At 58.0% G+C, this 23,487-nt stretch carries 24 protein-coding genes and 1 tRNA gene; 6 read left to right on the plus strand and 19 right to left on the minus strand.

Going from position 1 to position 23,487, the window contains the following annotated elements:
* Positions 1–29: 29 nt before the first annotated feature.
* From GOV80_RS15100 to GOV80_RS15110, 3 genes are read right to left on the minus strand one after another with little or no spacing between them, the layout of a single operon-like run.
* Positions 30–1,679, minus strand: a complete 1,650-nt coding sequence (locus GOV80_RS15100; RefSeq protein ID WP_170785959.1) for a dynamin family protein — start codon at positions 1,677–1,679, stop codon at positions 30–32.
* Between the two features lie 8 nt (positions 1,680–1,687).
* A complete protein-coding gene (locus GOV80_RS15105) occupies positions 1,688–3,697 on the minus strand; it encodes a dynamin family protein (protein ID WP_170785961.1) in 2,010 nt (669 codons plus the stop codon).
* Positions 3,698–3,699: 2 nt separating this feature from the next.
* On the minus strand, positions 3,700–4,107 hold the full coding sequence (locus GOV80_RS15110; protein WP_174819453.1) for a hypothetical protein: 408 nt from the start codon (positions 4,105–4,107) through the stop codon (positions 3,700–3,702).
* Positions 4,108–4,499: 392 nt separating this feature from the next.
* On the opposite strand from GOV80_RS15110, the gene GOV80_RS15115 reads away from it, so the two are divergent.
* Both GOV80_RS15115 and GOV80_RS15120 read left to right on the plus strand, forming a co-directional pair.
* Positions 4,500–4,584: transfer RNA gene (locus tag GOV80_RS15115), tRNA-Leu, on the plus strand.
* Between the two features lie 216 nt (positions 4,585–4,800).
* Positions 4,801–5,124, plus strand: coding sequence for a helix-turn-helix domain-containing protein (locus GOV80_RS15120; protein WP_170785963.1), 324 nt, complete (start codon positions 4,801–4,803; stop codon positions 5,122–5,124).
* 124 nt (positions 5,125–5,248) lie between these two features.
* Here GOV80_RS15120 and GOV80_RS22740 read toward each other — a convergent pair whose 3' ends face one another.
* From GOV80_RS22740 to GOV80_RS15155, 7 genes are all read right to left on the minus strand, one after another.
* The gene (locus GOV80_RS22740; RefSeq protein WP_419555657.1) at positions 5,249–5,590 is read right to left on the minus strand and encodes a cupredoxin domain-containing protein; all 342 of its coding nucleotides are present in this window, start codon (positions 5,588–5,590) and stop codon (positions 5,249–5,251) included.
* Positions 5,590–6,111 (minus strand): DUF4142 domain-containing protein, encoded by a 522-nt coding sequence (locus GOV80_RS15130; protein WP_170785966.1) that lies wholly within the window; start codon positions 6,109–6,111, stop codon positions 5,590–5,592. Before GOV80_RS15130 ends, GOV80_RS22740 begins: the two co-directional genes overlap by 1 nt.
* A gap of 220 nt (positions 6,112–6,331) precedes the next feature.
* A complete protein-coding gene (locus tag GOV80_RS15135) occupies positions 6,332–7,309 on the minus strand; it encodes an HpcH/HpaI aldolase/citrate lyase family protein (protein WP_170785968.1) in 978 nt (325 codons plus the stop codon).
* Between the two features lie 28 nt (positions 7,310–7,337).
* Positions 7,338–8,309 (minus strand): 2-hydroxyacid dehydrogenase, encoded by a 972-nt coding sequence (locus GOV80_RS15140; protein WP_170786025.1) that lies wholly within the window; start codon positions 8,307–8,309, stop codon positions 7,338–7,340.
* On the minus strand, positions 8,309–9,199 hold the full coding sequence (gene sucD / locus GOV80_RS15145) for a succinate--CoA ligase subunit alpha (protein ID WP_170785970.1): 891 nt from the start codon (positions 9,197–9,199) through the stop codon (positions 8,309–8,311). The genes GOV80_RS15140 and sucD overlap by 1 nt, the downstream gene beginning before the upstream one ends.
* Positions 9,199–10,395 carry a malate--CoA ligase subunit beta gene (locus GOV80_RS15150; RefSeq protein WP_170773547.1) on the minus strand — a complete coding sequence of 399 codons (1,197 nt, stop codon included), beginning with the start codon at positions 10,393–10,395 and terminating at the stop codon, positions 9,199–9,201. Before GOV80_RS15150 ends, sucD begins: the two co-directional genes overlap by 1 nt.
* Before the next feature lie 28 nt (positions 10,396–10,423).
* Positions 10,424–11,665 (minus strand): pyridoxal-phosphate-dependent aminotransferase family protein, encoded by a 1,242-nt coding sequence (locus tag GOV80_RS15155; protein WP_170785972.1) that lies wholly within the window; start codon positions 11,663–11,665, stop codon positions 10,424–10,426.
* A gap of 218 nt (positions 11,666–11,883) precedes the next feature.
* Here GOV80_RS15155 and GOV80_RS15160 point away from each other — a divergent pair, with 218 nt between their 5' ends.
* Positions 11,884–12,513: a response regulator transcription factor gene (locus GOV80_RS15160; protein ID WP_170773551.1), complete on the plus strand. Its 630-nt coding sequence runs from the start codon at positions 11,884–11,886 to the stop codon at positions 12,511–12,513.
* Here GOV80_RS15160 and GOV80_RS15165 read toward each other — a convergent pair.
* The 4 genes from GOV80_RS15165 to paaZ all read right to left on the minus strand — a co-directional run bounded on the left by GOV80_RS15165 (position 12,510) and on the right by paaZ (position 17,291).
* Positions 12,510–13,394, minus strand: coding sequence for an SGNH/GDSL hydrolase family protein (locus GOV80_RS15165; protein WP_170773553.1), 885 nt, complete (start codon positions 13,392–13,394; stop codon positions 12,510–12,512). The genes GOV80_RS15160 and GOV80_RS15165 overlap by 4 nt on opposite strands.
* Before the next feature lie 23 nt (positions 13,395–13,417).
* Positions 13,418–14,281 carry an SGNH/GDSL hydrolase family protein gene (locus GOV80_RS15170; RefSeq protein ID WP_170785974.1) on the minus strand — a complete coding sequence of 288 codons (864 nt, stop codon included), beginning with the start codon at positions 14,279–14,281 and terminating at the stop codon, positions 13,418–13,420.
* A 149-nt stretch (positions 14,282–14,430) separates the two neighbouring features.
* On the minus strand, positions 14,431–15,165 hold the full coding sequence (locus tag GOV80_RS15175) for a hypothetical protein (protein ID WP_170785976.1): 735 nt from the start codon (positions 15,163–15,165) through the stop codon (positions 14,431–14,433).
* Positions 15,166–15,239: 74 nt separating this feature from the next.
* Positions 15,240–17,291 (minus strand): phenylacetic acid degradation bifunctional protein PaaZ, encoded by a 2,052-nt coding sequence (gene paaZ, locus GOV80_RS15180; RefSeq protein WP_170785978.1) that lies wholly within the window; start codon positions 17,289–17,291, stop codon positions 15,240–15,242.
* A gap of 149 nt (positions 17,292–17,440) precedes the next feature.
* On the opposite strand from paaZ, the gene paaI reads away from it, so the two are divergent.
* The 3 genes from paaI to GOV80_RS15195 are packed head-to-tail and all read left to right on the plus strand — an operon-like array spanning position 17,441 to position 19,791.
* On the plus strand, positions 17,441–17,866 hold the full coding sequence (gene paaI, locus GOV80_RS15185; protein ID WP_170785980.1) for a hydroxyphenylacetyl-CoA thioesterase PaaI: 426 nt from the start codon (positions 17,441–17,443) through the stop codon (positions 17,864–17,866).
* A gap of 10 nt (positions 17,867–17,876) precedes the next feature.
* Complete coding sequence (paaK, locus tag GOV80_RS15190) at positions 17,877–19,178, plus strand: phenylacetate--CoA ligase PaaK (RefSeq protein WP_170785982.1); 1,302 nt, start codon at positions 17,877–17,879, stop codon at positions 19,176–19,178.
* Positions 19,179–19,182: 4 nt separating this feature from the next.
* Entirely contained in the window at positions 19,183–19,791 is a 609-nt protein-coding gene (locus tag GOV80_RS15195; protein WP_170773565.1) for a TetR/AcrR family transcriptional regulator, read from the plus strand.
* On the opposite strand, the gene GOV80_RS15200 is transcribed toward GOV80_RS15195, so the two are convergent.
* Genes GOV80_RS15200 through paaA form a run of 5 tightly spaced genes read right to left on the minus strand, consistent with a single transcriptional unit; the run spans position 19,788 to position 23,379 of the window.
* The gene (locus tag GOV80_RS15200; RefSeq protein WP_170785984.1) at positions 19,788–20,855 is read right to left on the minus strand and encodes a ferredoxin--NADP reductase; all 1,068 of its coding nucleotides are present in this window, start codon (positions 20,853–20,855) and stop codon (positions 19,788–19,790) included. The two genes, GOV80_RS15195 and GOV80_RS15200, sit on opposite strands and share 4 nt — an antisense overlap.
* 9 nt (positions 20,856–20,864) lie before the next feature.
* Positions 20,865–21,323 carry a 1,2-phenylacetyl-CoA epoxidase subunit PaaD gene (paaD, locus tag GOV80_RS15205; protein ID WP_170785986.1) on the minus strand — a complete coding sequence of 153 codons (459 nt, stop codon included), beginning with the start codon at positions 21,321–21,323 and terminating at the stop codon, positions 20,865–20,867.
* Between the two features lie 5 nt (positions 21,324–21,328).
* Entirely contained in the window at positions 21,329–22,090 is a 762-nt protein-coding gene (gene paaC, locus GOV80_RS15210; protein WP_170785988.1) for a 1,2-phenylacetyl-CoA epoxidase subunit PaaC, read from the minus strand.
* Positions 22,090–22,380, minus strand: coding sequence for a 1,2-phenylacetyl-CoA epoxidase subunit PaaB (gene paaB / locus GOV80_RS15215; RefSeq protein WP_170785990.1), 291 nt, complete (start codon positions 22,378–22,380; stop codon positions 22,090–22,092). Before paaB ends, paaC begins: the two co-directional genes overlap by 1 nt.
* Positions 22,381–22,383: 3 nt before the next feature.
* A complete protein-coding gene (gene paaA, locus GOV80_RS15220) occupies positions 22,384–23,379 on the minus strand; it encodes a 1,2-phenylacetyl-CoA epoxidase subunit PaaA (protein ID WP_170785992.1) in 996 nt (331 codons plus the stop codon).
* Positions 23,380–23,487: the final 108 nt, after the last annotated feature.

Genomic DNA, 23,487 nt, shown 5'->3' on the forward strand with positions numbered 1-23,487 from the left:
TGAACGTCTACTTTCTACCTGCCGGTCGGTTACAGAACATGCCACTCGGCCCCGCCGGATTTGTTGCTTTTGGCAAGCGAAGACATGTCCTGCTTAGATTTGCGTGCGCTGTGTTCTGCCGCGATCTGGTCAAACTCGACCAGGAAGGACTGGAACATAGCTTTCAGACCGTCCGCATCCTGAGGCAGGTCCTCGTCCTCGGTAATGTCGCGCCACATCGCGGCCGCACTCAGCGGTGATCCGGCGGGCACATTCAACAGATCTTCCAGCTTTTCGGGCTGCGCGTCGCTGTCGGTCCGCTTGGCCCCGGCGAGAGGGACAACCTGAATGTCGATCAGGCTGTTGCTTTCGGGCTCAGGCTCGAACTCATCCTCGGCACTTTCGGGCTGTTCGGCCATCAACGCGGCAATGGACGAAACGGACCCTTCCGCGCTGATTTCCGGAGCCGAGGTATCCTCAACCTCGGGCTGTTCTGGAGTTGAAGCCAGTTTTTCCTCAAGCGCATCGACAAATGTTTCCTCGTCCGAGTCAACTGGAGCTTCGAATGCAGCAACTTCCTGTTCGAACGCATCAACCTCGGTGTCGTCGCTCTCCGCTCCAGCGGACATTTCTGTCAACGTCACTTCGGGCTCTTCGGCGTCCCGGAAGAAGGATCGCAGGTCTTCCTCTTGTGCGTCCTCGGGCGAGTTCGTCATCTCCGCACGCATCCGTTCCGCTTCGTCCGCGTCGATCCGAGGCGCGCGATCCGCGTCGTCCTTGCGAAGTTCCACTCGGGCGGGGCGAACCGGGAAGGATGTCACAACATCCTCAGCATCCGCGACATCAACCGGGTCTACCAGCTTCAGTGGTGCGCGAGCACCGTTGGCATCGGGGCGCAAAGCGTTCATGTCAGGCGCGCCGGTCAGGCTGTCATCAATCTGGTATCTGGCCAACTGATGGGCCCGGTTGTCCATGATCTGTTCGGTGATCTCAAGAAAACTGTCCACCATCTTGCCACCGCCACTGCGCGCCCATTGCTCGGCATCGCCGCTTTTGTCACGTGCCATAATCGCATCGCGGGCCGAGAACAGAATGGAACGGTTGAACAGATGCCCAGCCTCACGGTTGACCCGGCGCAAAACTTTCTGGCGGTCCTTTGCGTCCAAAACATCTGCCCGCGTGACCAGCAACAGTGAATTGTGCTGCAACCGCTCTGGCAAAGACACCCATGTCGCGCGTTCAGTCTCGCGCCAGGCTTGCGTTGCATGGGTACACCACAACACGCCATTCGCCTGACCCACAGCACGCCGCCAGACATCATCCGAGATCTTCGGATCCGAGATACCGGGGGTGTCGATCAGATCGACAGCTTCCAGAATATCCGATTGCAGGAAAATCCGAACGAACTGAGCGTCGTTGACCCCGACCGATTCAAGCTGATCCAACCCGATCGTGTCCCGAGACCCATCCGGTCGTTGGACATAGGCGGACTGCTTACCCCAGCTAAACCACACGGGCGGAAGTTGGGTCGCGGTGACTTGTGTCGGCAAAGCGTCCGAGCGCAGCAGGAAGTTCATCAGCGTCGATTTGCCTGCGCTGAACTCTCCCATTAGCGCGAAAACGGGTTTGCGCCGGGACCAGTTTTCAATGCGCTCCCAAGCCTTGGTTGAAACGAAGCGGGTTTGTGAATCTTTTGCCATGTCGCTACTTATGCTGCCTCGTTGCTTAGATCTTTCAGGATGTCGCCCAGGATATCGTCGCGCGATTTCTGCGGGGCCATGCCCGCCATCAGCGCATTCCGGGATGCGTCGGTCTCGGCGGTGGCCGATATGTTCAGCAATGTCTCTTTCTGCTCGCGCAGGAAGTCAGACAGAACAGCACGCACGTTTTCCAACACCGCCGCGATCTGGTTTTCTTCGATATCCTTGGTGATCGAGCTCGCCTCGGATGCGATCAGGCGGGTGTAATCTGCGGCGTAAGCCTCGAACCCTTTACGGCGTTGCCACCAGCGGCGCCACCACGTGCTTTGCAAATCCAGCGCAATCGTGCGCCCGATGCCCAACGGGGGCGGGACACGCGGCACAATTGGTGCTTCGATTGCGAACTCGCCAAGATGATTACCCAGCAGCTTATGATAGAGGGCTTCAACATCCGCCGCAGCAGCACTGTAAAGCGCACCAGCCTCTTTACGCATCGCGCGAGCAAAGCTGAAATAGGCCGCCTTTTGCAAGGTCCGCAGTCCGGCGGGATCGTATTGCCAAGTGCCTTCTTCGCCATTCTCTTCCAGATGCGCAATCAAGGAATCCGTCGCGCGTTTGACAAAGTTCTTTTCGGCCGAGTTCAGACGCTCCAGCACTTTTTCCCGCAGGGATGTGGTCAGCACAGCGGCCTTTTTGTCATATTCCGCAATAACGGTCGCAATGGCCTGGTCAGGAGAGACACCGTCGAGGTCACGCACCACACCATCACCATCTGACAGTTTCTTGGCTACGGCAGTTGCGCGGATTTGGCTGGCAATGTTGCGCGCTTTGTGGCGCACACGGTCCAACAGGCGGGTGCCTGCGCCTTCGGCGATCCGTTCGTTCATCGCCAACAGCAGATCGGGCAGGCCTGAAAGCGCCCAGATCTTGTCCAGCGAGGGGGCCTGATCGCCAAACCCTGCAGCCAAATAGAAGGTGTTCAGTGCCTGCCGCGATTCCTCGTTCATAATGTCAGGATTACCGGTCAGTGCGGCCTCGGCCCAAAGTGCGCTGCCAAACACGACGCTGGTATTGCCATCGATATTGTTCTGTTTCAGCGTGTCCTGAATACGGTCGCGGATTTCGGGCACCTGATTGACCGGATCGGCCAGTTCATCAATTCGGTTCACGAACAGGATGATTTGGCGGTTCTCGAACTGCGCGATTATGCGCATCAGTGCCATATCCATCGTGGTCAGCGCCTGACTTGCCGCCAGTACGACCACGCAAACCTCGGACCCGCGCAGACTGCGCAAGGTGATTTGCTCCCGCACCATGAAGGTATCGTTGACGCCGGGCGTGTCACACAGTTTGAGCGAAATCGGGTATTGCGGGATGTCCATGAACAGTTCCGCAGACTTCGTCACATCGGCAAATCGCCCAGTCTTTGGATTGATATCCGGGTCATCCTCATCCCCGAGGCAAACATAGCGCTGGATCAGTTCTTCGTCGAAATAATCGTATTGGTGGCTCTGGCCCAGGATCAGGTCGAAATGCTTGCCCAGACGATCTTCCGACTTGGCCTTCATCTCACCAATCTGACGGCGGATATCATCCATCTCGTCATCGGCCCCGGCGCGATTGGCCAATTCGCCCAGCCGGCCACCGCCGACCATCAGGTTGTCCCATTCTTCCTGTTCAAAGAAAGTAAACTTGGCCTTTTTGTCATCCTCGGTCCGGGTGTTGATGTTCAGCGTTGTCACCACCGAGGTCCACGGGTTCACATCCGACGGCAACAGGGCAGGGCGCCCGGCCAGGATATTCACGATCGACGATTTCCCTGCCTTGACCTGCCCAACAAGCGTGACACTCGCAGTGAAGTTCTCCATCCGCGTTTTCAGCGTCGCAAGACGCGCCGAGGAGCGCGCATCCGCCACCTCTGTCAGCTGGTCGATCTGCGTGGTCAAAGCCGTCATGGCCGAGGTCATCGGCGTCAGAGCTTCGTTGCCAACGGACAAAAGGTGATCGTTACGCGCCATGGTTAACCTCCGGTTCCTGTAGCGGCGATGGGATGGTCTATCTGGTCGTGCTGCACGCTGGTCAGCGTGTCGATCCGCGCGATCAGGTTCAGTGCATTGCCCAGAATCGCAGCCTCTGCCGAGGGCGAAATCTTTTCATAAGCCCCGGAATCGGCCAGCACTTCGATCGAGCTGAAACTGTCACTGTTTTCCAGACAGGCCAGACGACGGCCCGTGGGGAAACCTGCGGCTTTGGTTTCGGGCAGCGGCATGCGGGAATTGGCCAACAGATAATGGCCCCCCGAATGTGTGCGCAACGAAATGCCAAAACCCGTATTAGGATGATCCCGGTTCAGGGATTTCAGTTCGCCCAGAAAACTTTCCCGTGCAAGGCCAACGGCATCTTGCTCGGTCACAGCTGAATTCATCATGTTGGTCACGTTTTCGACCCTTTTTCTGGAGTTGAGCAAAAGCTCTTCAACAACGCCCGGAGGCAAAAAGACTCATCTGGTCCCAGCGCCCATCAACCATCTGCAAGGGGGTCTTAATTTGACGCGAATAAGATTTTTTGGCGTTTGAAATGTGGCGCAAATATGTTTCTTGTTTATATACAATATCTTAGCGATAATTTTTGTGCGGCCGCAGGCGACAATAATGCACTCAACCACCAAGCTGTCCGCGCGAGCAAGCGGCGAACGCTGCCGGCCCGTGATTACGACGTGATCCGACCAGCCGAATTTATTGACCTGAGTCGAAATTTCCCTCTCGCACTTGGGTTCAAGCTTTGCTATTTGGCCCTCAGTCTGGCACGAGATGCCACGATGCGGGTGTGGCGAAATTGGTAGACGCACCAGATTTAGGTTCTGGCGCCGCAAGGCGTGGGGGTTCAAGTCCCTCCACCCGCACCATATTGAAATTTAATGACAATTCACCAATATCTGCTGATTGGTGGCAAGGTATCGCTTTAGAGTTTCCCAGTTAGTTGTACAGTTTCACATTTCGTTTTTGTTCTGTTCCGAGAATCTAGCCGTGCCGGTCCTGCTCCAGTTTTGACGATCGTTTTTGGTTCGCTTGACTGCGGTACTTCCTGACCGTTTCGAGGGTCTTGTGACCGATTGAAGTTCATGAAATCTGCCTTGCGCCACGACTTAAAGCAAAAGAAACTCGCGTCCATGACCTCAAATAAACCCCGCCCATTTATGGATATTGCAGAGCGCCTTAAATGGCACCGCGAAACTATCGTCGGCAAAATCCAACAGGATTACGCCGAAAGCATCGGCGTAAAACGTAGCGCTTACTCTCTATGGGAGGCCGGAACTCAGCGGCTCTCGCTGGATGGGGCCTTGGCCATTCGGAAGAAATACGACTTGTCTCTGGACTTCTTGTATGAGGGCAACGACGCCGCGTTGCCTATGACCTTGCGCAACGCTTGGCGTGATAAGCCCTGAGTTAAGTCATTCAGAAAGTCGATAGTAAATCCGGTGGCAGAGTGAGAAAGTGGGGGAGTAGAGTTTCCTGGTTTCTAACTTTGTTCCCGCAATGTTTTGGGAAACAGTGACAATTTCAGCTCGCTCAAAGGATTTCGAGCCGGCCTTTCATATGCGGATGAAACTCGCAAAAATAGGACTGTTCCATCCCTTCCGTGACCTGAATTTCACTGTTTGCGTCTTTCACAAGCTCAAATGTGTCCCAACTGCGATCAACTGCGGTCGCTGTATGAGGCGCGATATCCAGATTGACCCATTTGATCCTATCCCCCGGACGAACCTGTATTTGATCGGGCTCGAACTTGAAGCGACGGATTTGGATTTCATGCGTCTTTGGGGCATTCTCTGCACTTCCCCGCGATACCAAAGAGGCTGCCGAAGCAGCCGCTCCGATCACGACGAATCGACGTGACACAGGTTTGGACATCAGTTCAGAGACTCGACCATCATTTCCGCATGACCTTCATGCGCCTTGAAAATCTCAAGGCCCTGCTCGAACAGCGCCTTAACCTCGGCATTGTCGATGTTGGGGATCATGGTGTTCTCAACCAGCTCGTTGACGGCCTGATGATACGCCAGTTCATTGGCCGCATAGGCCTTGTCGAACTCGGCACCACGCAGCTGCGAAAGATTGTTGATGATCTCTTCCGCGTTGGAATTCAATGTCTGGCTGAATGCATTGTCCTGCGCCGATGCACCCAACTTGTCCAGCAGTCCCAGCGCCGCTGCGTTAACGGCGGTATGATCCCGGATCATCGTATTGGCAAACTCGTGGATGTCGGGATTTTCCGACAGCGCCAAGGCCAGATGCGCATAGCGAATGTCAATGTTGTCAGCAGTATAGGCGATATGCGCGTATTCCAGATCGCTCATATCAGCAACGTCCTGCGCCGAAGCAGCGGTTGCGACAGCCAGCGAAATGGCGAAAGTGGCGAGGAATCTTTTCATGACGGATCTCCGTTGGATTGGACTGATGCGCCCAGTATCCCCAACGATGATCAAGACCACATACTCAGCCGTTCAAAATCCAGCACAGATCGTTCAGATTTCGGAACGCGCGCGCAAATGTGAACCAGGATTGGCAAGTCAGACCGTCCAAACCCACAGAAAAGGGACTAAAACGCGCGGCGCTGTTTGGGATCAGGCAGCGCCGCGCGAGGCAAGCAGATCAAGCGGCTGCAATCTGCTTTGCTTTTTCGACCATGACTTCGGCCTGCCGGATCGACGCATAGTCAATCAGGCGACCATCCAGCGATACGGCCCCTTTGCCGGCAGTCTCGGCCTCGGCCATGGCGACCAGAATGCGCTGTGCTTTGGTGACTTCAGCATCGCTGGGCGACATGACTTCGTTGGCCAGCGCGATCTGGCTGGGGTGGATGGCCCATTTACCCTCGCAGCCCAGAACAGCTGCGCGTTTGGCAGCCGCCTTATAGCCTTCGGGGTCCTGGAAATCGCCGAACGGGCCGTCAATCGGGCGCAGGCCGTTGGCGCGCGCGGCCACGACCATACGCGCCAGCGCATAGTGCCACATGTCGCCCCAATGGGTTGCGCGGGATGCGTCACCATCGGGATCGGTCAGTACGGAATAGTCCGGGTTCACGCCACCAATGATCGTGGTACGCGCTCGGGTCGAGGCCGCATAGTCAGCCACACCGAAATGAAGGCTTTCGTTGCGTTTCGAGGCGGCCGCGATCTCGCTGACGTTCTGCATGCCCAACGCGGTCTCGATAATGTGCTCGAACCCGATGCGTTTTTTGTACCCCATCGCGTCTTCGACCTGAGTGACCATCATGTCGACCGCATAGACATCGGCAGCAGTGCCCACTTTAGGGATCATGATCAGGTCCAGCCGTTCACCCGCCTGTTCGACCACATCGACCACGTCGCGGTACATATAGTGGGTATCCAGACCATTGATCCGCACGGACATGGTCTTGTTGCCCCAGTCGATGTCATTCAAAGCCTGAATGATGTTCTTGCGGGCCTGTTCTTTTTCGTCGGGCGCAACCGCATCTTCCAGATCAAGGAAGATCACGTCGACATCCGACTGGGCTGCTTTTTCGAACATACCGGGCTGGCTGCCCGGTACGGCGAGTTCGCTGCGGTTCAGGCGCGCGGGGGCTTGTTCGATGGCATAAAAGCTCATGAGTTTGAGTCCTTTGAAGAAGGGTGCGTCAGATCACGCGGTCACGGGGTGGGCGGCCTGCAAAGAAGTCGCCCAGATTGTCCAGCACGCGAAAGCCCATGGCCTCGCGCGATTCACGGGTGGCGCTGCCCAGATGCGGCAGCATCACCAGATTGTCGCATTGCAGCAGGTCCGGGCTGATACGTGGTTCGTCGTCAAACACGTCCAACGCTGCGCCGCCAATCGTGTCGAATGTCAGAGATTGCACCAGCGCGTGCTCGTCCACGACCTCACCGCGGGCGGTGTTGATCAGGAAGGCATCCGGCTTCAACAGATCCAGCCTGCGCCCGTTGATCAGATGCCGGTTCGCAGCACCTCCGGGACAGTGCAGCGAGACGAAATCGCATTGCGGAAGCAGATCGTCCACCGTGTCGACCTGAGTTGCATTGAATTGCTTAAGCGCGTCAGGCGCGACCGCACTGCGGTTCTGTACCAGAATGTTCATACCAAACCCGCGATGGGCGCGGCGGGCCATTTCCTGACCGATACGGCCAAAGCCGATGATACCCAACGTCTTGCCGCTAACCTTGGTGCCCACCAGATGGGTCGGGCGCCAGCCAGTCCAGCCCCCCGCGCGCAGCTCGCGCTCACCTTCACCTGCCCGGCGGGCAGCCATAAGCAACAGCGTCATGGCCAGATCGGCGGTGCATTCGGACAGAACATCCGGCGTATTGGTGACGGTCATCCCCAGATCACGGGCAGCCGGTTCGTTGATATGGCTGTAGCCGACACCGTAATTGGCCAGAATTCTGGTCTGGGCGGCAGGTACATCCAGCGCCTCGGCGCTGAGCGTATCGGTCACGGTGGGCAGAACCGCGTCGTATGTCTTGAATGCCTCGCGGAGTTCCGCCGGGGACATTGGTTTGTCCCCGGTATTCAGCACGGTGTTGTAGCTTTCGGCCAATTGCGCCTCAACGGCGGCAGGCCAGCGACGGGTGACAAGGACCGAAGGTTTGACCATCACGCAGCCTTTCCCATAACGCGGGCAATGGTTTCGCCGATCACCGCCGGGTTTTCGGCCACGGTCACACCTGCAGCGGTCAGGATTTCAACCTTCTCACTGGCGCTTTCGCCAAAGGCCGAAATGATTGCACCCGCATGACCCATGGTTCGGCCCTTCGGCGCGGTCAGACCCGCGACATAAGCCACAACGGGCTTGGTGACGTGATCACGAATATATTCTGCCGCCTCGGCTTCCTGAGGGCCGCCGATCTCGCCGATCATAGCAATAACCTCAGTGTCTTCGTCCTGTTCGAACCGCTCTAGGATATCGCGGAAGGACGAGCCATTGATCGGATCGCCACCGATGCCGACGCTGGTCGACACACCGATGCCACGCTCTTTCAACTGTGCCGCAGCCTCATAGCCCAGCGTACCCGAGCGCCCAATGATGCCCACATTGCCCGGTAGGTAGATATGGCCCGGCATGATCCCCAACAGCGCCTTGCCGGGGCTGATGGTTCCGGCGCAGTTCGGGCCGGTCAGCACCATGCGCTTATCCTTGGGATAGCGGTACATATAGCGCTTGACGCGGATCATGTCTTGCGCCGGGATGCCGTCAGTGATGCAGACGCAATAGCGGATCCCTGCATCTGCGGCCTCCATGATTGAGTCTGCGGCAAACGGGGGCGGCACGAAAACGAGGCTGGCATCGGCGCCGGTGGCCTCGACCGCTTGTTTGACGGTGTCAAAGACGGGCACACCTTCAACGGTTTCGCCACCCTTGCCCGGGACAACACCACCGACGACATTGGTGCCGTACTGCACCATATCCTTAGTGTGCAGGCGCGCCATGCGTCCGGTGATGCCCTGAACGATCACACGGCTATCGCGGTCCAGAAGAATGCTCATTACACAGCCCTCATCTTGGTGTTTTGGGTCAAATCGTTGCGCCATGCGCCCACGGCGCGTTCGGCGGCTTCCATCAGGGTTGTCGCGCGAATGATCGGCAGGCCCGATTTGGCAAGGATTTTCTGGCCTTCTTCAACATTTGTGCCCGCAAGGCGCACGATAACTGGCAGGTCAATCTCAAGCTCGCGCAGCGCCTGCACGACACCTTCGGCCACCCAGTCGCACCGGTTGATACCGGCGAAAATATTGACCAGAACCGCCTGAACATTGTCATCGGACAGAACCAGCCGGAAGGCCTTGGCCACCCGCTCGGGCGAGGCACCTCCACCGATATCCAGAAAGTTCGCAGGCTCGCCACCGGCCAACTTGATCGTGTCCATCGTGGCCATAGCCAGACCGGCGCCGTTCACGATGCAGCCGATATTGCCATCCAGCCCGACATAAGACAGGCCCCGATCCGCCGCGCGGCTTTCGCGCGGGTCTTCCTGACTTTTGTCGCGCAGTTCAGCGATCTGAGGGCGACGGAACAGAGCGTTGTCGTCAAAGCTCATCTTCGCGTCCAGTGCCAACACACGGTCGTCGCCAGTGATGACCAGCGGGTTGATCTCGACCATAGTTGCGTCCAGCTCGCTGAAAGCGGCATAGCAACCCTGCAAGGTGCGGACCATGTGTTGGGTCAGCTTCGGCTCAAGCCCCAATTTAAACGCGATCTCGCGGGCCTGGAATTCCTGCAGGCCCACCGCCGGTTCAACGATCGAGCGCACGATGCTGTCGGGACGCTCGGCCGAGATTTCCTCGATCTCCATCCCGCCTTCGGACGAGGCCACGATCATCACCCGCTGACTGGACCGGTCCAGCACAAAGCCCAGATAAATCTCGCGGTCGATCGGCACGGCAGATTCCACATAGACGCGGTAGATGCCTTTGCCTTCGGGTCCGGTCTGATGCGTGACCAGCTTGCGACCGAACATGTCGTCACAGGCCGCATGGATTTCGCTTTCCGAGTTGCACAGCTTGACGCCCCCGGCCTTGCCACGCCCACCGGCATGGACCTGCGCCTTGACGATCCACTTGTCACCGCCCAGTTCGCGCGCGCGATAAGCGGCCTGTTCGGGGCTGTAGGCCAAGGCCCCCGAAGGGGTCTCGACACCAAATTTCGACAGCAGTTCTTTCGCTTGGTATTCATGGATATCCATCTGCAATCCTCCCGTTCATGCAGTGCGGTCAGGCCGCGATCGACGTGCCGTAGCGGCCTTCCAGCAGGGCCTCGATCGCCTCGAGATCAACAGAGCCACCCATGTCCTGCACTGCTTGGCCGAACAGGCGCACGATGTGGCTGATGGCCTGGTGGTTCAGCTGGTTCAGGATGCCAATCCGGACCTGAATAGGCGCGCTGAGCGTCGGCCAGATACCAAATCCCTGTGCCCGACATTTCTGCACCAGCTCCATCTCACGACCGGCCAGTTCCGGCGGCAGGTTCAACACCACAAGGCTGGGCATATCCGACGTCACCTGGCATCCCATCGCAGTCACGGCATCGCGCAGCACGGCTTCGTGCGTTTTGTAGGATTGGGCACGTTTGGCCAACCCCTCGATCAGGGTCAGGCGCAGGGATTCATGGAAGGCGGCCACGGCATAGCCCGAATGGGTGCGGTGGTAAGTGCCTTTCTCGACATCTTGTCCATCGACGATGCCCCAGTGGCGTGCCTCGAAGATCGGGTTGTGAACGTAGGAATAAGCGCCCGACGTCTTCAATACCTCGATATAAGCGTCGGTAAAGCTGACTGGTGCATAGGTCAGCGGCAGGCAGCACAGGCCTTTTTGCGGACACGACGCCCATCCTGCGACGCCAGGGAAATCGTCAATGCGGAAATCCGACACACCGAGAGACGACACAGCGTCGATCAGGCCCATCGCGCCATGACGTTCGCACGCGTCCGAAAAGCCCTGAATATCGTTCACACGGCCCGAACCGGTTTCCCAGTGCGCCATGAAGGCCCATTTCGGTTTATGCTGCGCCAAAACCTCGTCGACCATCTCGCCGGTGACGGGTTGGCCATGGGGCACCTCAATCACGGTGACGCTGGCAGCTTGCGGGTCCAGCGGGTTTGCTGCGTGCTCGGCCGGGGTGGCGGCTTTGATCCGCAGGGTCAGCGCATCGATGCCCGAGAAGGTGCCGTTGGTAAAGGCGACAACCTTGTCACCCGGCATCACGGCCGAGAACATGGTGTCCAGCCCGCTCCAACCGGTTCCGGCGACAGCGAAAGTATAGGTGTTCTCAGTCCCCCAGATCTGACGCAGCATGTGCTTGCATTCGATCATGCCACGCAGCACGTCGCCCTGCATGTGGTCGGCAACACCGGCACTGGCAAAAGCCTGCAGAACGCGCGCGTCGGTGTTTCCGGGACCGGGACCCGCCGCTAGCGTCTCCGGGATTTCGAGGGTGGGGTAGATTTGAAATGTCACGTTCGATCCTCCTAAGCGATCGGGGACAGGGGCACCCGATCAGACGTGTTGAAGGAAAGAAAAATAGAAACTTGCCTCGTCACACAACGTAACTTACTACTGCCTTTGGATATCTGTTTGGGCGGGTATAAACCCACCCATTCTGGTAAATATGCCGTTGTATACGGATTTAGAACCTACCCATACGGGTGGTTTTTGTAATTTTTCGGGGAAAATCAATGTCCGATGCCGCCTCACGCCCCATTGATGTCATGCTGGCCAACAACAACCCGCTGGTTCTGTCGGCCATGTCTGAAATATTCGAGCGAGACCCCCGATTCTCTCTGGTCGCTACGTCAGCAACGGCCGAAGGGTTTCTGGGTGCCATCATGCGGGTGCCGGTCAAAATCTGCGTGATCTCGTGGAATTTGCCCGTTCTTGGTGCTGCAAAGCTGATCGAGGTCCTGCGCGAACAAGAGAACCCGCCGCGTTTTGTCGTCTATGGCGATGACGGCGGAGAAATCCCCCGATTGGCGATGCAGGCGGGGGCGGCCGGGTTCGCCTCGCGCTCGGGCGAGGTCGAGGGGCTGCTGGAAACCTGCATCGACGTTGCGCGCGGCAAGATGGTGTTCCCATTTATCGACGTGCGCAAAATGCAAAGGGACCCGTTGCAAAGCCTGTCGCGCAAGGAAATTGTAATCCTTGAAGCCTTGGCCAAAGGCTTATCCAACCGTGATCTATCGAAAGAGCTGCAAATTTCGGCCAACACGGTGAAGTTTCACCTGTCCAACATCTACGAAAAGCTCTCGGTCAAGAACCGGGCCCAGGCAATTGCGTTCTACTATTCGTCCAAGACGGCGTCGGACTAGCTCTGCTCTTTCACCGGTTCGATCTGGGTGAAAATGGCCGTGCAAATCTGATCCATCTCAAGCGCAAAGAAGTTTTTCGCGGCCGCTTCGTTGGGATGGTAGGGATCCTTGACCAGCCCTTTCTTGTTCAGCCGGAAATACTCTTTGTTGCCCTGATTGGCCGCAACGGTTTCCGGCGTCGCCCCCGGCACGAAAGAACAGCGCAGGCCAGAGGTCTCAAACGCCTTCATCAGGTTTTCCTGCGCGCGCAGACGCAGGTCCACGATCTTTTTCTTATAGGCCGGTGCCGTCGTCATGAAGATACAGGGCAAATCCGGCGGCAGCTGGCTTTTCAGGCGCTGCACATCGCGGATCGCGGCCTCGGGGCTGTTGGCCCAACGTTTGGCCGAATTGCCCAGAAATGACATCAGTATCAGCTTTGGGTCATAGTAATCCTCGCGCAGCATCTGCTCCAAAGGCGAGGTCCCCGGCGCGCAGAACTGGTATTCGCGCCCTTGCCCGATCTGGACGAATTTCTTGTCGGAATTGTTGACAAAACCATAGGCACCCGCGTTCACCCGCCATTTCGGATCGACCTTGCAGATCGTGTCCTTTCCGGCCCCCGATCGCGCCGTCCACGCGCTGATCGAGCTGGAACGAACACCAATGACACCCACGCGCATCTTCCCCAAACGTTTCAGATGGCTTTTTTGCTGGGCGTTTGGTTTGCAATGGCTTTTTATGTCGCTGAAAAACTCCAGAAATGCCGGGCCTGACCCGAAAGATATCTGGCTGTCACCGATAATCAAAATCTCGGGCGAGTCGAAAGGTTCCGCCTGCGCTGCAGGCACCATCATCAACGCGCCTATGACAAGGCTCAGTGCTTTTGTCAGAAACTGCATGTTCCCCCCTTTATGCGGTCTCTTTATTCAAGGGCCGAGAATATGGCGTCGCAAAACTCGGTCGTGTTAATCTTTAAAAATTGGCGAATGGCGGCGTTGCTGGGATGATGCGGGTCTTTGACGCGACCGGCATCGTTGCGGCGAAAAAACTTGGGCTTCCCTTCGATTGCCGCACGTGTTTTCGCGTTGAACCCCTCAACCGCAATACACTGCGCATCGGCGCGGTCGAACGCGCGGGCGATGGCGGTTTGCGCTTTCATCCGCTTGTCATTGGTCTTTTTCAGGTAAACCGGCGCGCTGGAGATATAGATACATGCCGTATCTTCAGGCACCTGAGCTAAAGTCCGCCGCACGTCCTCTTCGGCCGCGTCGGGTAAGTTTGCCCATCTGTCCGCTGAATTGCCCAGAAAAGTTAGGATCAGCAGGTCAGGGTCATAGTAGCCATCTGCAAACATCGACTCGAAGGCGGTCTGTTTCGGCTTGCAGAACTGATAGGACTTGCCTTTACCGATCTGGATGAACACTCGGTCCGGGTTGCCGTCGATGCCGTAGGCGCCTGCATTCACGCCGTATTTCTTGTCAACGTCACAAATGGCACCGCGCGTCGGCCCGCTGGTCGAGGTCCATGATTGAAGCGATGTCGACCGCACCCCGATGGCCGCCGTCTGGCGCGTGCCCAGCTTTTCCAGCAGCTTGGTGCGCTTTTGCGTCATCTCGCAGCGGTTCGGCAATTCCGCAAAGAACCGAACATATTCCTTGCCCGCCCCGAACGAGATCTGGCTATCCCCAAGCACCAGAATATCCGGCTGTGCCGAGGCCGAGTGGCCGCCCAACATCAGCACCGAAACCAGCGCTGCGTTTAGAAATGAAACTATCTTTGTCGTCACGCAGTCACCTTGATCGTGCGGTCAAATTTCAACCCGTTTTCTTACTGATCGGTAAAAGATGGCGTATTGGGCAATGAAATACCAATCAACACCAGGTTACAAAAAGGGTTCGTTGCGCTGTCGCATAGGTGAGCACGACGGAGTCGACCTCACATCGTCAGGTGATCCGTTGAAAGTTTGGGCAGTTCGGCCAACAAACCCGAAACACGTTGATGGCATAGCGCAAGCGGGCCGTCTGGACATAGTGAGATATGGGCCCAGCTTGACCCTCGCAGCGCAATTTTGCGCCAATGGTGCAGAAGCAGAAGGCGTATCGTGGCTTGGGGCAGGGCGGGCAGGGTCAGAAAATCCATGCGTCCCGCCAGATCATGAAGACGCTGCACATGCGTTATGGTCTGCGGTGCAACAATCTTGCCGGCGAACCACATGGGCACGGGCTCGGGTTCAAACCGCAGCCGTGTCTGATCGCTGCGCGTAGCCTCGGATACCGGCACCAGAAACAATGCCCGGTCCAGACGGATCATCGCGCCGGTCGGCTCACAATCCTGTCGAGTCAAAGCCACACACCAACCATCGGGAAATTTAACATCCTGACGGTACACGTCCTCATAGACCGCGCGGGTTTCGGCCAAACCATGGCTGGACAGGCTATAGGTCACTTCGCGGCCGATTTTGGTGGATACGATCCAGCCGTCCTTGCGCAGCCTGTGCAGGGCAACGCGCATGGCTTCGGTCTTAATCCCGACCCGGCCCAGAATTGCACCCAGTTGCTTGCCGGTGACGGGCTGGCCATTCAGGTCACCAAACAGCGTCACGATCAGGGACCAGGTCTTGATCGGCTCCAGCGCGCTAAGGTCTTCAATCAATGTCTCGGCAGGAGTCAAATGTAGGTCTTTCCAAGGGGGTACACTCTGTTGCGCCCCTTTAAGTACCATGCCGACGGGTCACGTGGCTACGCTTATCCCGCAGGATCAGGCTGCGCATAGGCGTTCATAGTCAGCAACTCGTATTCGGCGGTCAGCTCGTCCTCTTGGTTGCGGATCGAGACATGCCAGCGCACCTCACCATAGTCCTGGTTGCGCGGGGTCTTTTGCATGACCGTCAGGTGCACGCGGATACTATCGCCCGCCTGCACCGGTTTCAGGAACCGCAGATTGTCGAGGCCGGTATTGGCCAGTACCGGGCCTTCGTCCGGCTGTACAAACAGCCCCGCCGCAAAACTCAGCAGCAGGTATCCGTGGGCAACCCGCCCCGGAAAGAACGGATTTCGACTTGCCGCTGCCTCGTCCATATGCGCGTAGAACGTGTCGCCCGTGAAATGGGCGAAGGTTTCAATATCATCCAGCGATATCTCGCGCGGGTCCGTCACCAGCGTCTCACCGACCTCCAATTCGTGGAACGTGCGGGTGAAGGGATGGGCGCGGTCCGTGGCCTCGGTCGCCCCCGGCACCCATTTCTTGCCGATCCGCGTCAACAGGTCCGGGCTACCCTGTACGGCAGTTCGCTGCATATAGTGCATCACACCGCGTATGCCGCCCAGCTCTTCGCCGCCGCCTGCGCGACCAGGGCCGCCATGAACCATGTGGGGCAGGGGGGACCCATGGCCGGTGCTTTCTTTCATCGAGTCGCGGTTGTTGAAGTAGAGCCGCCCATGAAACGCCCCGACACCAATCACAAACTGGCGCGCGACCTCGGGGTCATGTGTGATGACCGAAGCCACAAGGCTGCCCTCGCCCTTGTTGGCCAGTTCAATCGCGTGATCCAAATCCCGATAGGGCATCACGGTAGAAACAGGACCAAAGGCCTCGACCGCGTGCAGAGTTTGGGCCGCATCCGGCGTATTACAGCGGAACAGCATCGGCGGGACAAATGCCCCTTTGTCCGCGTCGGCGCCGTGGACAATAAAATCATCGGGGTCGCCGAAAATACGCTCGGCCTCTTGCCCGATCAGAGCCGCCTTTTCCAACACATCACGGCGTTGCGCTTGCGAAACCAGCGCTCCCATCTGAGTCTTCTCATCCGCCGGATTCCCGATCACGACCGAGCTCAACCGATCCCGCAGGGCATCTGACACCGCGTCGATATGCGCCTTAGGCACCATGATGCGGCGGATGGCGGTGCATTTCTGCCCGGCTTTCGCGGTCATCTCACGCTGGACCTCCTTGATAAACAAGTCAAACTCGGGCGTTCCGGGCACTGCGTCCGGACCAAGGACTGACGCGTTCAGGCTGTCCTGCTCGGCCACAAAGCGGGTGGCGTTGTCCAGAATACAGGGCGCACTGCGCAGCTTGCGGGCCGTCGCCGCCGAGCCTGTGAAGCTGACGACATCCTGCCCGCCCAGATGGTCCAGTATCGGGCCCAGATTGCCGCTGACCAGCTGCACGGCCCCTTCGGGCAGCAGACCACTGTCCAGCATGATCCGAACGCACAGCTCAGTCACATAGCAGGTCGCGGTGGCCGGTTTCACAATCGCGGGCATACCGGCCAGCAGGGTCGGAGCCAGCTTTTCCAGCATCCCCCAGACCGGGAAGTTGAACGCGTTGATGTGAACGGCCACACCGGTCAGCGAGGTACAGACATGCTGGCCCAAAAACGTGCCCTGCCGCGACAAACGTTCAACCGGGCCGTCCAGATAGATCGTGTCATTGGGCATCTCGCGCCGACCCTTGCTGGCGATGACCAAAACCGTGCCGATCCCGCCATCGACATCAATCATGTGATCCCTTTGAGTCGCCCCTGTCGCGAAAGAGGCGTCATAAAGCGCCTGTTTATGCTGACCCAGATGCAGCGCCAGCGCCTTGAGCATTCTGGCCCGGTCGTGAAAGCTCATCTTGCGCAGGGCAGGGCCGCCTTTGGTCTGCGCGTATTCCAGCATCGCGCCCACATCCAAGTGGCTGGCTCCGGCGCGCGCGATCAGCTCGCCGGTAACGGCCGAATGGATCTCGCGTGCGGTGCTGTCGCTGCCGATCCATTGCCCGCAAACATAGCTGTGCACGTCCTGAATATTCATCTGGCGATCCCCGCGATAAGGACCGGCAAGGCGTCACTGATTAATTGACCTACCGGTCGGTTTATGGAATGTTTAGATTTAGGACGGGCAAAGATCAAGGAGAATGTCGTGCTGGATAACGCGCCTGACAGACGTCCAAAGGTGCCATCATGACCCCGAGAGAGCGCGCCGAACGTGCAGCCCAGGTCATGTGGGCCTCGGACAATGCCAGCCCCTGGGCAGGTATGCAGATTGATATGGTGGATGAGGGGCAGGCGCAGCTGTCCCTGACCGTCGCAGAACATCACGTCAACGGGCACGGGATTTGCCACGGTGGGCTGATCTTCATGCTGGCCGACAGCGCCTTTGCCTTTGCCTGCAACAGCCGCAATCAATCCACTGTCGCCCAACACAACACGATTTCTTATATCACGCCCGGCCGCTTGGGCGACCGACTGACGGCCCGCGCGCGCGAGGTCGCTCTGACCGGGCGCAACGGCATTTACGATGTGACCATCACCAATCAAAGCGACGTTGTGATCGCTGAATTCCGCGGATGCTCTCGGGCCGTGCGCGGACAGTTGTTCGAAGAATAGGGAGGCGCCCATGAAAGACCTGACACCGGCCCGAGACACGCTCGACCCGATCGAAATTGCGTCTCTGGACGAAATCCGCGCACTTCAGTTGCAGCGGCTCAGATGGTCCCTGAAACACGCCTATGACAATGTGCCCATGTATCGGCAGCGGTTCGATGCAGCAGGGGTTCACCCGGATGACCTGACGGACCTGAGCGACCTGTCCAAATTCCCATTCACCTACAAAAATGACCTGCGCGACAATTATCCGTTTGGGCTTTTCGCCGTGCCGCAGGATCAGATCCTGCGCCTTCATGCCTCATCCGGGACCACCGGAAAGCCGACGGTGGTCGGGTATACGCGCACGGATATCGACAACTGGGCCCATCTGGTCGCCCGTTCCATGCGCGCCAGCGGCACCAGACCCGGTGATACTGTGCAAGTCGCTTATGGCTATGGCCTGTTCACCGGCGGCTTGGGTGCACATTACGGTGCGGAAAAGCTGAACTGCACTGTCGTCCCGGTCTCGGGCGGTATGACCGAGCGGCAAGTGATGCTGATTCAAGACTTCCGCCCCAGCACGATCATGGTGACGCCGTCCTATATGCTCAACATCCTGGAACAATTCCACGCGGCGGGGATCGACCCGCGTGACACCTCTTTGGAGGTCGGCATTTTTGGCGCAGAGCCATGGACCAACGCAATGCGTGCCGAGGTCGAAGAGGCGTTCGACATGCATGCGGTCGATATCTACGGCCTGTCCGAGATCATGGGGCCGGGTGTGGCCAATGAATGTGTCGAAACCAAAGACGGGTTGCATATCTGGGAGGATCACTTCTTTCCCGAAATCATCGACCCCGAAACCGGAGAGGTTCTGCCGGATGGCGAAATGGGCGAATTGGTTTTCACCACCCTCACCAAAGAGGGCCTGCCCATGATCCGCTACCGGACCCGCGATCTGACACGGCTGTTGCCGGGCACAGCGCGGTCCATGCGGCGGATGGAGAAGATCACCGGGCGCTCGGACGACATGATCATTCTGCGCGGCGTGAATGTGTTTCCCACTCAGGTCGAGGAACTCGTTCTCGCGACCCCTGATCTGGCCCCCTATTTCCAGATCGAACTGACCCGCGACGGGCGCATGGACGCGATGACGGTGCATGTTGAGGCTGCGGCAAGCGAGGACGCCAGACAGGCCCTGTCCGGGGTATTGGCCAAAAAGATCAGGGACACAATCGGCGTCGGCGCGACCGTATCTGTCGGCACCCCCGGCAGTGTTGAACGCAGTCAGGGCAAAGCCCGCCGCGTGATCGACAACAGACCCAAGGGCTAAACCAGTGGCCCGCACCATCGCAAAGGATCACGACCAGAAACGTCAAAGCATCCTGTCGGTCGCCGCCAGCGTGTTCGCACGCGAAGGCATTGCGCGCGCCTCGATGAACCAAGTGGCTAAGGCTGCGGGGATTTCGAAGGCCAACATCTACCACTATTACGACGGCAAAGAGGCCTTGTTGTTCGATATTCTGGACACTTACCTCTCTGAATTGAATAACCGCGTCACGGCTCTCAATTTGGACGACATGCCCCCAGCGGATCGATTGCATCTGGTTCTGCGGGAATACCTGTTGGCCTATGAAGGCATGGATTTCGAACACAAAATCCAAAGCGAAGGCGTGTCGCTGCTGCCGCAAAACATGCAGAAGGTTCTGAAGGCCTACCAAAAAGACATGGTCGCGCAGATGAGCGCTATTCTCAACGCGATCAGTGACGGCAAGCTGGGAGATAACCAGCAGCTTTTGCGCGAAGTGACAATGTCAGTCTTCGGAATGCTGAACTGGTACTATATGTGGCAACCCAAAGCCACGCGGGCCGATCGCGAAGGCTATGCCAGAACCATCGCGCGCCTAACCGTTGCCGGGTTGCCCGGAGTGCAGAACGCGGGCTAGTGCCCCGCCTCGTCATAGTCCCAGACCACCTTGTCGGACAGTGCAAAGCACTGACAAGTCAGAACGAACCCTGCCTCAACCTCATAGTCTTCCAGCGCATGGTTGGCGACCATCTCGACCTCGCCCTCCAACACTTTCGCCTTGCAGGTCGAGCACACGCCCGCCTTGCAGGCATGGGGCGCATCCAGGTTTTCAGCCAGCGCGGCCTCGAGCAGGCTGGTATCCTTGGGAATGGTGAACTGCCGCGTTTCGCCGCCCAATGTGACGCGCCCCTTGATGCCATTCTCAGCCACCAACCGCGAGACAGCGCGGGTTCTGGCACGTCCCGGTTGGGATGAAGCAAACAGCTCGAACCGGATCTGATCCTTTGTCAGGCCGTGATCTTGCAACGACTGCGAAATCGCCAGCATCATCGGTTCTGGCCCACAAATATAGGCCAGAGAGACCGAGTTGATGTCGATCCAGTGCTGGAACAGGGCCGCGCATTTTTCGGCATCGACGCGGCCTTTGAACAGGTCAATCTCCTGACTGTCATCTTCCAGGATATGCACGATGTTCAACCGGTGCAGAAAGCGGTTCTTGAGGTCCTCCAACTCTTCCCGAAACATGATCGTATTAAGGGTACGGTTTGCGTAAACCAGTGTGAACCGGGCCGAGGGGTCCTCGGTCAATGCGGTTTTCAGGATCGAAAGCACCGGCGTGATGCCAGAGCCCCCGGCGAAGCCCAGGTAGTGCGGCGCATCGGCATTGGCGGCCGCATGGAAATTGCCCATCGGCGGCATGGCGTCCATGACATCGCCCACTTGCAGCTCGGTATTGGCCCAGGTGGAAAAGGCACCGCCATCCACGCTTTTGATGCCAACCTGCAAGATACCTTCATGCGGGGCGGCGCAGATCGAATAGGACCGGCGCAACTCATCTCCATCGAAATCCCGTTTGAAGGTGAGATACTGGCCCGGCGCAAATTCAAAATGTTCGGGGTTAACAGGTTGCAAGGTCACGACCACCGCGTCGCGGATGGTTTTGTGGATGTCCGTTACTTTAAGGGGATGAAACATAGCCATAACGGGACCTCAGATACATTTGAAATAGTCAAAGGGTTCAAGACAATCCATGCAGCGCCACTGGGCCTTGCAAGGGGTCGAGCCGAACTGGCTGATCTTTTCGACCTGCTCGGATTTGCAATGCGGGCACCGTTCAGGGCCACCTGCGGGTTGCGGCGGGGCGATGCCGAACTCCTCCAGCCGCGCGCGGCCTTTTGGGGACAGCCAGTCAGTTGTCCATGCCGGCGCTATACGGGTCTGGATGTCCAGATTGTCGATACCGTTACGCGACAATTCGGTTTCTATATCCAACGCAATCACCGCCATGGCGGGACACCCGGAATAGGTCGGCGTGATCGTCACAGTTACACTGTCATTCCTGACGTCAACCCCCCGGATCACGCCCAGATCAACGACCGAGATCACCGGAATCTCGGGGTCGGGCACGTTTTCAAGCCAATCCCAGACCTCCGCTTCGGTGACAGCCATCGCGCCTACCACGTGGCCCCCGGATAGGAGCGCTGCAAGGTTTGCATCACCGCCAGCATATGGCCCAGATGTTCCGTGTGGCGGAACCCTGTGCGCCCGCCTTTCTGCGCATAGTCGCTATCGGGCAGGGTCAGACAGGCCTCGGCTGCAACAGCTTTGACCGTTTCCAACCAAGGCCCACGCAGTTCCGAGGGCAGGAGCGCAACGCCTGCATCAGCCATCGCCTGATCGGTCGCGTCATCAACAAACATCTCACCGCTATAAGGCCACAGGAAGGTCAACGCCTCAGCCATGCGCGCGTTGCTGTCCTCGGTTCCATCCCCCAAAGCGATCACGGTCTGGGACGACCGTTCCAGATGATAGAGCGCCTCTTTCACGCATTTCGCCGCGATCTCCGCAATGCGGGTATCGCGAGAGTCTTGCAAACGCGTCAGCCAAGGCACCTGAAACGCATCGAACAGGAATTGACGCATCTGGGTTCGGCCAAAGTCACCATTCGGGACCTCAAGCATCAACAGGTTGCGAAAATCGTAGACGTCGCGCAGATAGGCCAGATCATCGGCCGAGCGACCGGTCCCTTCGACCTCGCCCGCATAGCCCAGCCACATCTGCGTCTGACCAATCAGGTCCAGCGCCATATTGGCCAGCGCTATATCTTCTTCCAGAATTGGCGCAACCCCGCACCATTCCGACGTGCGATGCCCCAGCACAAGGGCATTGTCCCCTTGCCTGAGCAGGAATTCGAACAGGGGGTTCTCCAGAGCCATCACATTTTCCCAACTTCTTCCGGGATGTCGTAAAACGTCGGATGACGATAGACCTTGTCCCGCGCCGGATCGAACAGAGGCCCCTTATCCGAGGGGCTGGAGGCGGTGATCTTCGCGGCCTCGACCACCCAGATACTGACGCCCTCGTTCCGACGGGTATAGACATCGCGCGCATTGCGGATCGCGTGTTCTGCATCGGCTGCGTGCAATGAGCCGACATGCCGGTGGCTCATCCCGTGCTGGCCGCGAATAAAGACTTCCCACAGGGGCCATTCGTTTTCATGTGTCATTTCTTACTCCGCCGCTTGCGCGCGTTTTTGGGATTTGCGGGCATGGGCCAGCATGGCCTCTCGCACCCACGCGCCATCGTCCCAAGCCTTCCGCCGGGCGTTCAGACGCTCGACATTGCACGGGCCATTGCCCGAGATCACTTCGAAGAATTCGGACCAGTCGGGTTCGCTGAATTCATAATGTCCGGTCTCATCGTTCCAACGCAGGTTCTCGTCGGGGATGGTCAGGCCAAGGAACTCGGCCTGCGGAACGGTTTCGTCCACGAATTTCTGCCGTAGCTCATCATTGGTGTTGATCTTGATTTTCCACGCCATCGACTGCGCCGAGTGCACACTTTCCTTGTCGGACGGTCCAAACATCATCAGCGCGGGGTACCAGAACCGGTTCAGCGCATCCTGCGCCATGCGCTTTTGATCAGCGGTACCCTCTTTCGCCATCTTGATCATGATGTGGTAGCCTTGGCGCTGATGAAAGCTTTCTTCCTTGCAGATACGCACCATCGCCCGCGCGTAAGGACCATAAGATGTGCGCTGCAACGGCACCTGATTCATGATCGCAGCCCCATCAACCAGCCAACCCACCGCGCCCATATCGGCCCATGTGAGGGTGGGGTAGTTGAAGATGGACGAATACTTCATCCGCTCGGAATGCAGCATCTCGACCAGCTCATCCCGGCTGACCCCCAGCGTTTCGGCCGCGCAATAAAGATACAGCCCATGCCCCGCCTCGTCCTGCACCTTGGCCAGCAGATTGGCTTTGCGTTCTAGTGTCGGGGCGCGGGTGATCCAATTGCCTTCGGGCAATTGGCCGACAATCTCGGAATGGGCGTGTTGTCCGATCTGGCGGATCAACGTCTTGCGATAGGCGTCGGGCATGTAGTCCTTGGGCTCGATCTTTTCGCCGCGATCAATGCGGTCTTGAAAGGCCTGATCCTCGGGGCTCATCTCCTTGCGGTCCTGAAGACCTTTTCCGGTCGACTGTACCATCTGCGCGTACATGGCTGCGTCCTCCTTACACACCCTGGGTGACTGATTCAGTCGTCCCACCCTCTATTATGTTACATTTTTTCCAATATTCAATATTTTTGTAACATATTTTCACCAGCA

This window comes from Ruegeria lacuscaerulensis (assembly GCF_013034685.1).
Taxonomy (GTDB): Bacteria; Pseudomonadota; Alphaproteobacteria; order Rhodobacterales; family Rhodobacteraceae; genus Ruegeria; species Ruegeria lacuscaerulensis_B.

Bases quoted from the DNA above. Each gene is read 5' to 3' on its own strand.
- GOV80_RS15200 (WP_170785984.1), bottom strand. From the start codon at position 20,855: ATGGCTATGTTTCATCCCCTTAAAGTAACGGACATCCACAAAACCATC.
- paaI (WP_170785980.1), top strand. From the start codon at position 17,441: ATGACCCCGAGAGAGCGCGCCGAACGTGCAGCCCAGGTCATGTGGGCC.
- GOV80_RS15150 (WP_170773547.1), bottom strand. From the start codon at position 10,395: ATGGATATCCATGAATACCAAGCGAAAGAACTGCTGTCGAAATTTGGT.
- GOV80_RS15105 (WP_170785961.1), bottom strand. From the start codon at position 3,697: ATGGCGCGTAACGATCACCTTTTGTCCGTTGGCAACGAAGCTCTGACG.
- paaB (WP_170785990.1), bottom strand. From the start codon at position 22,380: ATGACACATGAAAACGAATGGCCCCTGTGGGAAGTCTTTATTCGCGGC.
- paaA (WP_170785992.1), bottom strand. From the start codon at position 23,379: ATGTACGCGCAGATGGTACAGTCGACCGGAAAAGGTCTTCAGGACCGC.
- GOV80_RS15120 (WP_170785963.1), top strand. From the start codon at position 4,801: ATGAAATCTGCCTTGCGCCACGACTTAAAGCAAAAGAAACTCGCGTCC.
- paaK (WP_170785982.1), top strand. From the start codon at position 17,877: ATGAAAGACCTGACACCGGCCCGAGACACGCTCGACCCGATCGAAATT.
- paaZ (WP_170785978.1), bottom strand. From the start codon at position 17,291: ATGAATATTCAGGACGTGCACAGCTATGTTTGCGGGCAATGGATCGGC.
- GOV80_RS15110 (WP_174819453.1), bottom strand. From the start codon at position 4,107: ATGATGAATTCAGCTGTGACCGAGCAAGATGCCGTTGGCCTTGCACGG.
- GOV80_RS15160 (WP_170773551.1), top strand. From the start codon at position 11,884: ATGTCCGATGCCGCCTCACGCCCCATTGATGTCATGCTGGCCAACAAC.
- GOV80_RS15165 (WP_170773553.1), bottom strand. From the start codon at position 13,394: ATGCAGTTTCTGACAAAAGCACTGAGCCTTGTCATAGGCGCGTTGATG.
- GOV80_RS15140 (WP_170786025.1), bottom strand. From the start codon at position 8,309: ATGGTCAAACCTTCGGTCCTTGTCACCCGTCGCTGGCCTGCCGCCGTT.
- paaC (WP_170785988.1), bottom strand. From the start codon at position 22,090: ATGGCTCTGGAGAACCCCCTGTTCGAATTCCTGCTCAGGCAAGGGGAC.
- sucD (WP_170785970.1), bottom strand. From the start codon at position 9,199: ATGAGCATTCTTCTGGACCGCGATAGCCGTGTGATCGTTCAGGGCATC.
- GOV80_RS15130 (WP_170785966.1), bottom strand. From the start codon at position 6,111: ATGAAAAGATTCCTCGCCACTTTCGCCATTTCGCTGGCTGTCGCAACC.
- paaD (WP_170785986.1), bottom strand. From the start codon at position 21,323: ATGGCTGTCACCGAAGCGGAGGTCTGGGATTGGCTTGAAAACGTGCCC.
- GOV80_RS15100 (WP_170785959.1), bottom strand. From the start codon at position 1,679: ATGGCAAAAGATTCACAAACCCGCTTCGTTTCAACCAAGGCTTGGGAG.
- GOV80_RS15135 (WP_170785968.1), bottom strand. From the start codon at position 7,309: ATGAGCTTTTATGCCATCGAACAAGCCCCCGCGCGCCTGAACCGCAGC.
- GOV80_RS22740 (WP_419555657.1), bottom strand. From the start codon at position 5,590: ATGTCCAAACCTGTGTCACGTCGATTCGTCGTGATCGGAGCGGCTGCT.